At 44.7% G+C, this 14,703-nt stretch carries 11 protein-coding genes; 8 read left to right on the top strand and 3 right to left on the bottom strand.

Going from position 1 to position 14,703, the window contains the following annotated elements:
• Positions 1–288 precede the first annotated feature (288 nt).
• Positions 289–1,224 carry a ketopantoate reductase family protein gene (locus D0T49_RS11690; RefSeq protein WP_163631702.1) on the bottom strand — a complete coding sequence of 312 codons (936 nt, stop codon included), beginning with the start codon at positions 1,222–1,224 and terminating at the stop codon, positions 289–291.
• Positions 1,225–2,071: 847 nt separating this feature from the next.
• On the opposite strand from D0T49_RS11690, the gene D0T49_RS11685 reads away from it, so the two are divergent.
• The 4 genes from D0T49_RS11685 (at position 2,072) to D0T49_RS11670 (ending at position 8,652) form a co-directional block, all read left to right on the top strand.
• On the top strand, positions 2,072–4,516 hold the full coding sequence (locus D0T49_RS11685) for a TonB-dependent receptor (RefSeq protein ID WP_163631700.1): 2,445 nt from the start codon (positions 2,072–2,074) through the stop codon (positions 4,514–4,516).
• Positions 4,517–4,871: 355 nt separating this feature from the next.
• Positions 4,872–6,068 carry an FprA family A-type flavoprotein gene (locus tag D0T49_RS11680; protein ID WP_163631697.1) on the top strand — a complete coding sequence of 399 codons (1,197 nt, stop codon included), beginning with the start codon at positions 4,872–4,874 and terminating at the stop codon, positions 6,066–6,068.
• 117 nt (positions 6,069–6,185) lie between these two features.
• A complete protein-coding gene (locus D0T49_RS11675) occupies positions 6,186–6,584 on the top strand; it encodes a DUF2721 domain-containing protein (RefSeq protein WP_163631692.1) in 399 nt (132 codons plus the stop codon).
• Positions 6,585–6,756: 172 nt separating this feature from the next.
• Positions 6,757–8,652: an NAD(+) synthase gene (locus D0T49_RS11670; RefSeq protein WP_163631689.1), complete on the top strand. Its 1,896-nt coding sequence runs from the start codon at positions 6,757–6,759 to the stop codon at positions 8,650–8,652.
• 169 nt (positions 8,653–8,821) lie between these two features.
• Here the strand turns inward: D0T49_RS11670 and D0T49_RS11665 are convergent, their stop codons facing one another.
• A complete protein-coding gene (locus D0T49_RS11665; RefSeq protein ID WP_163631686.1) occupies positions 8,822–8,989 on the bottom strand; it encodes a hypothetical protein in 168 nt (55 codons plus the stop codon).
• Between the two features lie 129 nt (positions 8,990–9,118).
• Between D0T49_RS11665 and D0T49_RS11660 the strand changes: the two genes are divergently transcribed.
• The 4 genes from D0T49_RS11660 to D0T49_RS11645 all read left to right on the top strand — a co-directional run bounded on the left by D0T49_RS11660 (position 9,119) and on the right by D0T49_RS11645 (position 13,147).
• Positions 9,119–10,201 carry a mechanosensitive ion channel family protein gene (locus D0T49_RS11660; protein ID WP_163631683.1) on the top strand — a complete coding sequence of 361 codons (1,083 nt, stop codon included), beginning with the start codon at positions 9,119–9,121 and terminating at the stop codon, positions 10,199–10,201.
• 491 nt (positions 10,202–10,692) lie between these two features.
• Entirely contained in the window at positions 10,693–11,445 is a 753-nt protein-coding gene (gene lptB, locus D0T49_RS11655) for an LPS export ABC transporter ATP-binding protein (RefSeq protein WP_163631680.1), read from the top strand.
• 151 nt (positions 11,446–11,596) lie between these two features.
• Positions 11,597–12,139: a GNAT family N-acetyltransferase gene (locus D0T49_RS11650; RefSeq protein ID WP_163631678.1), complete on the top strand. Its 543-nt coding sequence runs from the start codon at positions 11,597–11,599 to the stop codon at positions 12,137–12,139.
• A 93-nt stretch (positions 12,140–12,232) separates the two neighbouring features.
• Positions 12,233–13,147, top strand: coding sequence for a ribonuclease Z (locus D0T49_RS11645; protein WP_163631675.1), 915 nt, complete (start codon positions 12,233–12,235; stop codon positions 13,145–13,147).
• Between the two features lie 124 nt (positions 13,148–13,271).
• Here D0T49_RS11645 and D0T49_RS11640 read toward each other — a convergent pair whose 3' ends face one another.
• Positions 13,272–14,642, bottom strand: coding sequence for an FISUMP domain-containing protein (locus D0T49_RS11640; RefSeq protein ID WP_163631672.1), 1,371 nt, complete (start codon positions 14,640–14,642; stop codon positions 13,272–13,274).
• Positions 14,643–14,703: the final 61 nt, after the last annotated feature.

The raw sequence follows: 14,703 nt of genomic DNA, 5'->3' as shown, positions 1-14,703 counted from the left end.
AGGTGTAGCGGTGGCTTTTTTGTTTACTTTTTCAGCTATAGGAAAAAGTAAAAGCCTGTCCGGCTCGAGGACGAAAGGCTAAATAGCGGGAATACTCGAACTTTCTCTAAATCCCTCTCTCAAAAAGAGGGACTTGGAGAATAGGAAACGAAAGAACAATATCTTGGATGAGTTGGGTGATTAAAATGCAATTTTGGGTTACCCTATTGCATAATACTTCAAAAGCCGGAGCAAATGTTCCGGCTTTTGAAGTGTATTTATACCTTATTATATAATAGCCGACGAAAATCAGGCTGTAGCTTTCTTTTTCAGCCCTGCATATACCTTATTATATATAGGTGTATCTATTCCGTGTTTGCGTGCCAGTTCTATTACGATTCCGGTCAGGGTATTGAGTTCGGTACTTCTTCCGGCTTTGAAATCGGTATGCATCGACGAGGTGGTTTCAAACGGCAGGTCTTCCAACTGGCGTATTACGTCATCTATTACCGAGCTGTCTACATTTGCCCCCTCGGCATGTGCTACTTCAAGCAGCTCGTTCAGCAAGCCTGTTAATGTACTCCTGCGGGTATCATCTGTAAGCAATGCCCCGAAACTGACATCGAAATACGATGTGAGCGAAGCGGTAGACGATATAAAGAAGAATTTTTTCCAGATAACGGACAGTATATCGAAAGAAAGCCGCGCATCGAATCCCGCATCTTTCATCACCTGCTCCATAAAACGGAGCCGTACATCGGTCTTCCAATTCTCATACCCGAAATGAACAAGGTGTATATTGCCCGAACTTTCGATAACCCCCGGAGCATTGAGCCGCCCCACTATGTATGTACAGCCATACCACACCTCGGTATCGGGTAGCATGCGGCGTATGCGGGTAGTATTGTCTATCCCGTTGAGCAAAGGCAGTATTACCGTATCAGCACCTACACAGGGTTTCAGTTGCTCGATACTTGCGTCGAGGTCGTAGCTTTTTGTACTTATAATAATATAGTCTGCTGTTCCTATTTCCGACACATTGTCGGTAGCCAGTGTGGGATGGGTTACAAACGACCCATCTTCGGTTATCACTTTCAGTCCTTTTTCTTTTATAGCTTGCAGATGTTGTCCGCGAGCCACAAAATACACTTCAATTTCGGGGTCGTTTTCATACTTGTGCGAAAGCATTCCGCCATAATACCCACCTACTCCGCCTAAGCCGAATATCACAATTTTTGTCTTCATTATACCTTAATATTATATAAGCAGGTGCAAAGGTATTATTTCTTCATAAAAATTGTGAGGATTTTTTCAGGAAAAGACATTTTTCCTACAATAATAAAACTGTATCGCACTATAAATAAAAAGGCAGCATTGCAAATGCAAAACCGCCTTTCTGAAGATATTTTTACACTACACTATAGTTTTACAATCTGAACGTAATTGCGTAGATTGTAACTGCCAACTGTAGATGCCGCCTGCCCCGATTGCATAAAAACTTTCAAGTTCGTATTTTGAAGTGCAACTGAAAGAGAACGAATTACCAAAATAACACTCTGTGTGGCTCTGTGAAATACAATACTTAGAGCTTGCCCTGAAATATCTCGTACCACCATGTGGAGATTATTAAAAGTTTTTTCTACCTTTGCCGCCGGAAAAGAAGATGCTGAGTACTCATCCGGAACTTTTTCAAAAAATTATTGATATTGAAGCGTTAAGAACATATAATTGTGGAGTCGCTATAACACAGGCACTATACAATTATACGACTTGAACAATTCAACAAAAAATGGGGTGCCTTAATAATTTCGGGCTGAGATCATACCCTTAGAACCTGCCATGTAATTGTGGATAGGGAATAAGCAGAGATCCTGTTTTATACATTACCCGTATTAATTTATCCCGTGTCTTATTGCACGTACATGTGTCCATTTCGGGCTGTAAAACCAAACAGCCGGAACCCCAACGCTGTATGCACAAGAAGCACGGAATTAAACAATACTCAGGGTAAGTTGTATAAAGCTTGGTCAGTATTCATCTCCGTGTTTTTAGGCTCTCTAATCAAAAATTATTAACATTTAATTAATTGATTATGAGACAATTTTTAATCACACTGGCAATTTTATTATCATCTGTGGCCATCTTCGCCCAATACACCGTAAAAGGAACGGTGCTGGACGAAAACGGAAATCCGATGGAAGGAAGCTCCGTAGTGCTCGAAGAAACCGCGCAAGGAAAAACAACCGCAAAAGACGGAACGTTCGTATTCGAAAACCTCGACAGCGAAAGCCACACAATCCATGTACTTTATTTAGGATACGAATCTGTGAAACGCAAGGTAAAAGCGGGCGAAAGTATCCAAATCGGGCTGCAACGCAAATCGTTCAATCTGGACGAAGTGACGGTTACTTCGCTGCGGGCAACCGACCGCTCGGCTGTGGCTTACAGCAACGTAACGGCCGAGGAGCTGTCGCAACGCAATCTGGGGCAAGACCTGCCCTACCTGTTGTCGCTCACACCCTCGTTTGTAGCAACCTCCGATGCCGGAACGGGTATCGGCTATACAGGCTTCCGCATACGCGGCACGGATGCCAACCGTATCAACGTAACTATCAACGGAATACCGTACAACGATGCCGAGTCGCAAGGATCGTTTCTTGTAAATGTGCCCGACCTTGCATCGTCGCTATCGTCGGTACAAGTACAGCGCGGGGTAGGAACTTCGACCAACGGGGCAGCGGCTTTCGGGGCAAGCATCAACATGCAGACCGACCACGTAAGCACCGAGCCTTATGCCGAAGTGTCTACGTCGTACGGCTCGTTCAACACCACAAAATACACCGTAAAGGCGGGAACGGGCATCATGGCCAACCGCCTGGCGTTCGACGGGCGTGTGTCGGGCATCAACTCCGACGGATATGTGGACAGGGCTTTCAGCGACCTGAAATCCTACATGTTCTCGGCCGGATATTATGGAGACAATACCACCCTGAAATTCCTCTCGTTTGGCGGAAAGGAAAAAACCTATCAGGCATGGAACGGTGTCGATTTGGAGCTGGTACGCCTCAACCCATTGGAATATAAGCGCACGTACAACGACATAGGCCGTTATGTGGACGACGAGGGTAATGTACAGTTTTACGACAACCAGACCGACAACTACACCCAGATACATTACCAACTGCACTGGATGCAGAAATTCACGCCACACCTGTACCTGAACATGGCATTGCACTATACCGATGGCGAGGGATATTACGAGGATTATAAGACCGGCCGCAAATACGTGGAATATGGGCTTACCCCTGCCACAATAGGAGGTGTGGAACTAAAGAAAACCGACCTGATACGCCAAAAATGGCTACAAAGTGATTTTTACGGGCTGGTATTTTCACTTAACTATAACAAGGAGAAACTGCAAGCCTCGCTCGGCGGAGGGGCAAACCGCTATGCCTGCGACCATTTCGGGAAAGTGCTTTGGGTACGGCACCCGAACGGATTCGACCCTGACAAGGATTGGTACAGGGGAAATTCGATAAAAGACGATGCCAACATTTACGCCAAGGCAAACTGGGAAGCGTTTCGCAACTTTTTTGTTACTGCCGACCTTCAATTCCGATATGTAAAATACCGGTTGAAAGGCGAGGACGATAAATACGACGAGCAAAACGGCACGATGCGCGACATCACTCAAACGCACAACTTCCCGTTTTTCAATCCCAAAGTAGGTGTAACGTACAAGCCGGGCAGGAATCAAAACATATTCGCATCGTTCTCGGTAGCCAACCGCGAACCAAACCGCAACAACTACACCGATGCAGGCGAAAACGAGAAACCTACCGGCGAACGCCTTTACGATACCGAGGTAGGTTATCAGTTTCTATCCCCACGTTTCGGCGCAGGCGTAAACCTATATTATATGAGGTACAAAGACCAACTGATACTTACCGGAAAGATAAGCGATATAGGCGAGCCACTCACCAGCAATATACCCAACAGCTACCGTGCAGGGATAGAGCTTACAGCAGGCTGGAAAATATCGCAGTTGCTACGGTGGGACGGCAACATGACCCTGAGCCAAAATAAAATACTGGGCTTCACCGAACGCGACGTAGATATATACGACGAAAACGGCGACTGGACAGGCACACGCGACAATGATTTGGGAACAACGGACATATCGTACTCACCGGCCATCATTGCAAACAGTATTTTCACATTCAACTACCGGAACTTTGAGGCAGGGCTGTACTCATCATACGTGGGACGACAGTATATCGACAACACATCGGACAAGGAACGTTCCATCAACCCGTACTTTGTGAATAATGTGAGCGTGAAATACACCTTGCCATTCAACAAAGTGCTGAAAGGAATAGATTTTCAACTGCTGATAAACAACCTGTTCAACGCCCAATACGAGAGCAACGGCTATACGTGGTATTCTTATTACGTAGGCGAGCAACGGTACAACGAATTGCGCCACTTTCCGCAGGCAGGCACCAACTTTATGACATCGGTAACGCTGCGGTTTTAATACAATCCGAAAATACCTTGATTAACTGTCTCTGAAGTCTTTTTTGAACGCAGATTACGCAAATTCAGTTTTTAATAACTTACATAAATTCAACAACATAACATTTGTGTGAATTTGCGTGATTTGCGTTCCTTATGATTTTGAGAGCCTTTCGTTGGCGCAAGTTTAGCGTAGCGCAACTTGTACCGGCTATTTAAGAGGTTGTTTTTAACTTCGGACACCCCGCACCTCATTTTCTGCACCCGAATCAAAATCCGCCTTTACTTTCTCGAAATATTTGGGATTACCGCTTTCAATCAGAGGCATAAATACGAAGAATTTTTATAAGTTTGCAAAAACAAAACCATGTAGACTTATGTACAAAAATCAGCAAATAGCAAAAAACATATATTACGCAGGGGTAAACGACCGTCAGAAAACAAAGTTCGAAAACCTGCACCCGCTACCCTATGGAGTATCGTACAACTCGTACCTCATAGTGGACGAAAAAATAGCATTGGTAGAAACTGTAGACGCCTGCTTTGGCGACGAGTTTATAGATAAGATACAATCGCAGATAGCCAACCGCCCTATCGACTACCTGATAGTGAATCACATGGAGCCCGACCATTCAGGCTCAATACGCCAGCTTCGCCTGCATTATCCCGATGTCACCATCGTAGGCAATGCTAAAACCCTGAGCATGATTGAAGGATACTACGGCATGACAAATAACGTACTGGAGGTAAAAGACGGCGACACGCTTAGTTTAGGCACACACGAGTTGCAGTTCCACCTTACCCCTATGGTACATTGGCCCGAAACCATGATGACTTATGACACAACCGAAAAAGTACTGTTTTCGGGCGATGCCTTCGGGTGTTTCGGCGCGCTGAATGGCGCTGTACTCGATACGGAGATGAATTTATCACCCTATTGGGACGAGATGATACGGTATTATGCCAACATTGTGGGAAAATACGGCTCACCCGTTCAGAAAGCATTGGAAAAACTATCGGGCATCCGGATAGACACAATTTGCAGCACACACGGCCCGGTATGGACAAAGCACATCCCCGAAGTAGTAAGCATATACGACAAGCTGAGCCGTTACGAACATCTGGACGAAGGAGTGGTGATTGTGTACGGCTCGATGTACGGCAACACCGAGCGGATGGCAGAAGCAACCGCACAAGGGCTGGCACAAGCAGGCGTAAAAAACATCATTGTACACAATGCTTCCAAATCAGACCCTTCGGTCATACTGCGCGATATTTTCAAATACAACGGGCTTATTATAGGCAGCCCCACTTATTCCAATGAATTATACCCCGAAATAGATTCGCTACTGAAAAAGATAGAAATTCGCGGTATAAAAAACCGTACGTTCGGATATTTCGGCTCATTCACATGGGCAGGTGCGGCGGTAAAACGGCTTACCGCCTTTGCCGAGCAGATGAAATGGGAAACAGCCCCAATCGTACCCGAAGAAAAACAGGGCTTGAAACCCGAGGCGTATAACAAATGTATAGAACTGGGAGAAAAAATAGCCTCCATGCTGAAAAAAGCATAGAACTATTTGTTCTTGAATTATCTAAAGTAAAAGCCTCAAGTCGTCAGCCAACCGGTGACTATAGCCTGAAAACAAAACTTGTAACTTGTAGCTACTAACTACTAACTCAGAAAACGCATGGAAGAACTAACACTTGTAACACCCACATTCCTGTTCTCGGCAGTATCGCTCATACTGCTGGCATACACTAACAGGTTTCTTTCGTATGCTCAGTTGGTGCGCACGCTGAAAGACAGGTATATGGAAGACAAGTCAGCACTTACACATGCCCAAATCGTAAACCTGCGCAAGCGGCTCAATCTTACCCGCAGCATGCAGATTTTCGGAGTTGTGAGCCTGCTATTGTGCGTAGCCACCATGTTTCTTATTTATATAGGCCTCCAGATTATATCCATTATTATATTCGGCATAGCATTAATTTTTCTGATTATCTCGCTTGCCCTGTCGGTATGGGAAATTCTGGTCTCTACCCGTTCGCTCGAAATATACCTGAGCGATATGGAGAAAGAGGAATAAGGAGAAGAAGGTAAAAGGAGTTAGATGGAGTTAGAAGAATAAGAGTAAAAGGGGGATTTTAGGAGAAAAGAAAAACACACTTTTACCTTTTACCTTTCTACTTTTACCTAAAAATCCTGGCTCTTGTTTCCCAACTAATAATTGATAATTAAAAACTAATAATTAACCATATATGTACAACGGATTCGTACGTGTAGCAGCAGCCGTTCCGCAACTGAAAGTTGCCGACTGCCATTTCAATGTAAAACAGATAATAGCCCTTGCAAATCAGGCTGAGGAAGAAAAAGCGCAGGTAGTGTGCTTCCCCGAGCTTTGCATTACAGGTTACACCTGTGCCGACCTATTCACGCAACAGCAACTACTGGAAAACGCTGAAAAAGCACTTTCTCAATTACTGGTAGAAACCTTTGCCACCACAGCCGTTATCATAATAGGCATGCCCGTAAGAACGGGTAACAAGCTATTCAATACAGCGATAGTAATACAGGGCGGGCGTATTCTGGGCATCGTACCCAAAACGTACATACCCAACAACAACGAGTTTTACGAAAAACGCTGGTTTAGCCCTGCCGACCCATCGCTCAACAGTATAACCATCAGCGGGCACACAGTACCTTTCGGCACAAACCTGCTTTTTTGTGATAAAAAATTCACATTCGCCCTCGATATTTGCGAAGACCTTTGGGCTCCTATACCACCCAGTTCGCAACATGCCATGCACGGCGCACAGGTTATATTCAACCTGTCGGCAAGCAACGAGCTGGTAGGCAAAAACGCCTACCGCCGCCAGCTTATCAGCCAACAGTCGGCACGCTGCATGGCAGGCTATGTATATGTGGCATCGGGCACGGGCGAATCGACCACCGACCTTGTTTTCGCGGGCAACGCCTACATAGCCGAAGATGGTAGTATCATTGCCGAATCGGAAAGATTCTTACAAAACGCACACCTCACCGTGAGCGACATAGATATAGAACGACTCGAAGCCGACCGCCTGCGCAATTCCAACTTTGAGCAGGGAAAATCGCCCAACCAATACCGTATCGTTGAGTTGGAAGAAGCACATTATAAAACCTTCAAACTGAAACGCACATTCAACAAACACCCCTTTGTGCCTTCGGGCAAAATGCGCGACGAACATTGCGAAGACGTATTCTCAATACAAACCGCCGGACTGGCTAAGAGGTGGAAACACACCAATGCCCACACGATGGTAATAGGCATTTCGGGCGGATTGGATTCCACACTTGCGTTGCTGGTATGTGTGCGCACAGCCGACCTGCTTGGCTACGACCGCAACCGGATAATAGGAATAACCATGCCGGGATTCGGCACTACCTACCGCACCTATACCAATGCCGTAGAACTGATGAAGTCGCTCGGAATTACTTCGAGGGAAATTTCGATAAAAGATGCCTGCCTGCAACACTTCAAAGACATAGGGCACGACCCGCAGGTACACGACGTCACTTACGAAAATGTACAGGCACGGGAGCGCACACAGATATTAATGGATATTGCCAACCAGCAAAACGGACTGGTAGTAGGCACAGGCGACCTGTCGGAGCTTGCTCTGGGCTGGGCTACCTACAACGGCGACCACATGTCGATGTATGCCGTAAACAACGGAGTGCCTAAAACACTGGTGCGCTACCTTGTAAAGTGGGTATCGGAACAGATGGACGACAAAACACAGGCAATACTGAATGATGTATTGGATACTCCTGTAAGCCCCGAACTGCTCCCTGCGGACAATGACGGAAAAATAGCCCAAAAGACCGAAGATATAGTAGGCCCGTACGAGTTACACGATTTTTTTCTGTACTACCTTGTGCGGTTTGGTTTTAGTGCCAATAAAATATTCTTCCTCGCCACAGAGGCTTTTAAAAACGACTATAGCGAAACAGAAATAAAAAAATGGCTGAAAATATTCCTGCGCCGTTTCTTCACACAGCAGTTCAAACGCTCGTGTACGCCCGATGGCCCGAAGGTAGGCTCTATTAACCTCTCGCCACGTGGCGACTGGCGCATGCCAAGCGATGCCGTAGCCTTCGGACTGGATGAATAAACGCTATTTTTTCCAGACACGGAAAAATTAATTGTTAATGATTAATGTTTAATTATTATTTTTTTAAACACGGAGACACTAAGACACGGGGGTAATTATTAGTTATCAATGTTTAATTATTATTGTTTCCGTATAGCGGCTTAAAGTCCGCTTTACGGATAAATTATGTTTACCTCAGTCCTTTCGGATTTATAATCCGAAAGCTACTATCTGCGGATTGCAAATCCGCTATTAGTATATCATCGGATTGCCGCTCGAACTTGTTCGCACCGCAAAGCGGATTGTTCCATTGGCTTGCCAAGAAATCCGATGAGACGGCTAAATCGGAATGTGCCATCTGCACCAGCCGAGTAGATAAAAAAAATTAAAAACACAGAAGCCTGTAAACCAATCTACTTATGAATATGTTGTTTATATTCCCCGCCGAGGGGATACAGTATCGAATCTTATATTAAAAATAACAGATATGGAAAAATTTTTTGAAAGGATTATTTACGGAAACAGTCTCGAAAACTGGGGCATTTCAATACTAATAGTCATCGGCGCATTGATACTGAACAAGATTATAAAACTGCTCAACAAACACATATTCCAAAAAGCCGCCTCGAAAACCAAAAACCGTTTCGACGACATCCTGTTCCAGTCGCTCGAAGCACCAGTATTACTGGGCGTAATACTGGTAGCCATATGGATAGCGCTCGTACGCTTAAATACACCGGATAAGTTTCACCAATATACAATACAGGCATATCAGATATTGGCTGTGCTCAACGTCACTTGGTTTTTTGCACGCCTGCTCACTTCATTGCTCGACGAAACTACCAAGCAAAAAGCAGAATCCAACGATAAAAAGACGAAAAAAAATATCGACAAGAAATTTTTACCCTTGGCAAAACGCTTTCTTTTAATCATCATTTGGGGTATCGGAGGCGTAACCGCACTCAGTAATGCAGGCATAAGCGTGGGAGCATTGCTTGGTACACTGGGAATTGGGGGTGTAGCCATAGCTTTGGCAGCGCAAGACACCATCAAGAACCTGCTGGCAGGGGTAACCATATTCACCGACCAACCGTTTCAGATTGGCGACCGCATACGTTTTAGCGGCATTGATGGCAATGTAGAAGATATAGGACTGAGAAGTACACGCATACGCACCCTCGAAAAACGACTGCTTACTATCCCGAACTATAAGATAATGGATGCCGCTATCGAGAATGTGAACACCGAACCAATGCGTAAAGTCACGCTGAACCTTGGGCTGACCTATGACACCACGCCGGAAAAAATGCAAGCCGCTATGGACATACTGAAGCAAATGCCTCAAAAAGTGAAATTCGTAAGCCCAAAAGACATGGTTGTGGCATTTACCGACTTTGGCAGTTCCGCGCTGGGTATTACCTTTATTTACTATGTGGAGAAAAAAGGCGATGTGTTCAGCACCAATACAAGTGTGAACATGGAAATACTTAATTCGTTCAATGCCGCCGGACTGAGTTTTGCTTTCCCCACCCAAAGCATCTATCTGGAAAAAAAGGGGGATGAAAAATAAAACGAGTAAGTATAGCCCGCCCGTTTTGGGAGAAGCCCTCTTTTTTTAAAATAACTTAATCGGGAAACGGAAAAACCACAGCCTGCATGTTTTTTTGTATATTTGCATAATATAGGATGCGCCCCAATACAGCTCGGCTGCGTGCGCGCCTTTCACTATATTTGTCCTAAGTACATGACAATAAATATTGAATATTTTTTTCAATCTGTTATAGGTGCCGTTCCGACCTTGTCCGGTGAGCCGAAAAACAAGTGAAAGGAGCGCAAAAATACTCACTGTTTGAGCATAGCGAGTTTGAGGATTTTAGCTCCTTGAGCGTAAGTTTTTCGTGCGAAGCGGGCATAGTCTTGATCTTTTGTTCCTTTTGCATCAAGGCAAAAGGAAATTAGATAATTTAGGCAAACAATATCATTATTTGTAAAATACTGATTGCAATTCAATTTTTGTCATATACTAAAATATTTGTCTACAATTTATTCTCAAAAAAAAGGATGGAAAATACAGGAATGGTACTTCGCACCGAACATCTGTACAAAAAGTACGGAAAACGGACTGTTGTAAACGATGTTTCGATTTATGTGGAGCAGGGCGAAATAGTGGGCTTGCTTGGGCCTAACGGTGCGGGAAAAACCACCACTTTTTATATGACAACAGGGCTGGTAGTACCCAATTCGGGGAAAATTTTCCTTAACGACAAGGAAATTACCAAATACCCCGTTTATAAGCGTGCGCAAAGCGGAATAGGCTATCTGGCACAGGAAGCATCCGTTTTCAGGAAAATGTCGGTAGAAGATAATATCAAGGCTGTGTTGGAAATGACCAAGTTCAGCAAGCAATACCAGAAAGAAAAACTGGAAACGCTCATCTCCGAATTTAATCTGGAGCATGTACGGAAAAATATCGGCGACCGCCTGTCGGGAGGAGAACGCCGCCGTACCGAGATAGCACGCTGCTTGGCAATAGAACCCAGTTTTATCATGCTGGACGAGCCATTTGCAGGGGTCGACCCCATTGCCGTACAGGATATACAGGATATTGTGTGGAAACTGAAAGACAAAAACATCGGCATCCTGATAACCGACCACAACGTAGACGAAACCCTGAGTATTACCGACCGTGCCTATATGCTGTTCGAGGGGAAAATCATGTTTCAGGGTACATCGGAAGAACTGGCCGAGAACCCGATTGTACGCGAAAAATACCTCGGGCGCGATTTTGAACTGAAAAGAAAAACAAGAACATAGTAAAGTAGTGAGTGAACAAACTCAGGTGATAATCTGAAAGAATAGAATAACATAAGACGTTCATAATGTTTTAGTAGTATGAACTTATTATTATCCTATTCTATTCCAGTCATAGGTTAAAAACCATAACTTTCAAAAAAAATCAAACATTATGAGAGCAAGAAGAGAATTAATAATAGATGCCCAGATTACCCTAAAGGAGATAAGTTTGGACGAGGTTCAACCCATTTTTACCACACTTGTGCGCGAACGCAATTATTTCTCGGAATGGCTTCCTTTTGTAGAATATACCAAAGAAGTATCTGACACACTGATGTTTGTAGAACAAACAATACACGGCGACCCGAATAATCTGACCTGTGCCATCTATTTCGAAAACCAGTTTGTAGGATTGGTAGGGCTGAAAGATACAGATGTAAGCAATAATAAGACAGAGATAGGCTACTGGCTTTCGGAAGGATTTCAAAAACGCGGAATAATGACGCGCGCCTGCCGTGCAATAATAGAATATGCTTTCGACGAAATGGGGATGAACCGCGTTCAGCTGAAAGCAGCCACCGGAAATATAAAAAGCCAGCAGGTAGCCGAGCGTCTTGGTTTTAAGCGCGAAGGGATAGAGCGCGAAGGCGAACTGCACTCGCGCGGATATGTTGACTTAGTAGTATTCGGGGTACTCAAATCAGAATGGAAATAAATAAGAGAGCTAAGGAGTAAGAGATGTAAGTAATAATACATATTCAAAAAAACAACTTACTTCTCACCTCTTGCCCCTTACCTGCGGATTACTATGCAAAATGCACAACTAACCATATTAGGATGCGGCTCTGCCCTGCCTACAAAAAGGTATTTTCCAAGCGCACAGATACTCACCCTACGTGAAAAAAGTTACCTGATAGATTGCGGCGAAGGAACGCAGATACGCCTGCGCCAGATGAAGGTAACCAATACGCGCTTCGGGCATGTATTTATTTCGCACCTGCATGGCGACCATTGTTTCGGGCTGGTGGGGATGATTTCGAGTTTCGGGATGCTTAACCGTACTGCCGATTTGCACATACACGCACATGCCGACTTGCAGAGGCTGCTGACACCTATGTTACAGTATTTTTGTGCCGACCTGCCCTTCAAAGTCATATTTCACCATGTCGACCCCGAAAAGCACCAACTCATATTCGAAGACCGCTCGGTGTCGGTGTATTCCATTCCGCTAAAGCACCGTGTGCCCACCTGTGGATTCCTGTTCGAAGAAAAACCAAAGGAACGGAACATTATCCGCGAGATGATTGATTTCTATCAGATTCCTGTGTCGTACATCCATAAAATAAAGCAGGGCGAAGATTTTGTAACAACCGATGGCGAAACAATACCTAACACACGGCTAACTACCCCGCCAAAGCCACCAAAGCGGTTTGCCTACTGTTCGGACACGGCATACAACGAAAAGATAATACCTATTATTGAAGGGGTGGATTGCCTGTATCACGAAGCCACCTTTGCCGAAGAGGAACTGGTAAGGGCCGGAAAGACCATGCACTGTACCGCCCGTCAAACAGCCGAAATAGCACAAAAAGCAAACGTAAAAAAACTTATCATAGGACACTATTCTGCCCGCTACTCCAATCCAGAGATTATATATAACGAGGCAAAGGCCGTCTTTGCCAACACCATAGCAGGAGAAGACATGAAAACCTACGAGTTCTGAAAAACCCGCTGAGGGTGTCACAAAAGGGAAAAGAACGCAAATTACGCAGATAGATACCCCTTTCATCTCCCCCTCGCTATTTGTAACAACGAGGGGGAAAGAGGTATGTTATTATATCACGTACTTACAGCTCCGCTATACACCGTACACTGAAGCCGCGCGAACGGCTGTCCAGAGCCGCAGGGTACACGATACTACCATTGAAGGCCAAGTTGAGCGAGTACACACTGCTAAGGCTACCACTCCAATAGTAGCCGTTAACACCTACAGTGTAGAGCTCGCCATTACTGTAGGCGCGATAGCCGGCGGCGGGCAAAAATAAAGTAGTGGTTTCACCGTCAGGTTTCACTTCGTAACCATTAGTACCACCAGCAGAATACCAACTCCAAGTATTAGTTACAGCAGTAGCTTTAACACCGGGAGCTGAGCCGCCACGGAAGATATCACTCCATTCACCTTGAGCAGGAACGCGCCAACCTGTAGGGCATGGGTCGTAAGTAGCATTTTTCTGGTTACGCCAATTCAAGTCAGCGGTAACAGCTTTTGTTACATCAACCCAGTTGTAAGGATAAGAAGGAGCTTTAATAAAGGAACCGGAAATACTGGCAGGAAGTGTAGCGTCATTGTTAGTAGACAATGTAGTGGTTGCAGCACTGGTACGTTTTTGATGACCATCAGTCTTACGACCCCATTGGTATAAGTCACCGTAAACTGGAGAAAGCTTCATATTATCGGGAGTTACACCACTACCGCCATAACTATATACAACACTTGATGTTGATTTTTGAGCAGCAATAGTTGTAACAGTTGCACCCAGATTATAGCACATAAATTTGCTCCATCCACCTGCTACGGTTTTTGCACCACAGCCTACAGCCACTTCAGCTATATCGCTGTTTATACTGTTGCCGTTAGCATCGGTTATTTGGCAATAATAACGGCGCATGCCCAAAGCTGATAAATCGGGAGTAAAAGCATCTGAATCGCCTCCTGTACCATCAGTCACAGTCATAGGAGCAACGTTCTGATTTGTAGGCAATTCGTACCATTGGTAAGTAAGAGGAGCCACACCGATAGCCGCTACGCTTATAGTAGCTGCATCAGTACCAATACCCAACAAAGTACCGGCACCTTCTGTTTCTTTCCAGTTGAAAGCACGGGGCTGGGTAGTAATAACTAAATTGTCGCTACCACCACTACAATCGGATACCCAAGCAGTACCATTCCATGTGTCGGTACATTTAGTAGTAATGTTGTAAATAGTAAGCCCTTCGGCTAAATCTTTACCACTTACCGATAAGGCGTTACGCTGAACGGTAGTAAGCTGAGGCAGACGCAAACCACCTGTAGTACCTGTTACTTCTAAAAGCGAAAAACTTTCGGGGGCTTTGTCGGCACCGATAGTTACTTGCGCATTGGCACTAAAAATGAAAAACGAAAATTGAAAAAGACAGAATAAAACTAAAGTCTGTCGGAATGATTGTTTTCTGTTCATGATTACTTAATTGTTAGTTATTAATGTTTAATTATTATTTGTTTCCGTTCCGTATAGCGGC

The sequence above is a fragment of the Paludibacter sp. 221 genome, assembly GCF_010501035.1.
Lineage (GTDB): Bacteria > Bacteroidota > Bacteroidia > Bacteroidales > Paludibacteraceae > QVMH01.
The sequence above is the reverse complement of the archived record's forward strand: the minus strand, read 5'-3'. Positions and strand labels throughout refer to the sequence as shown.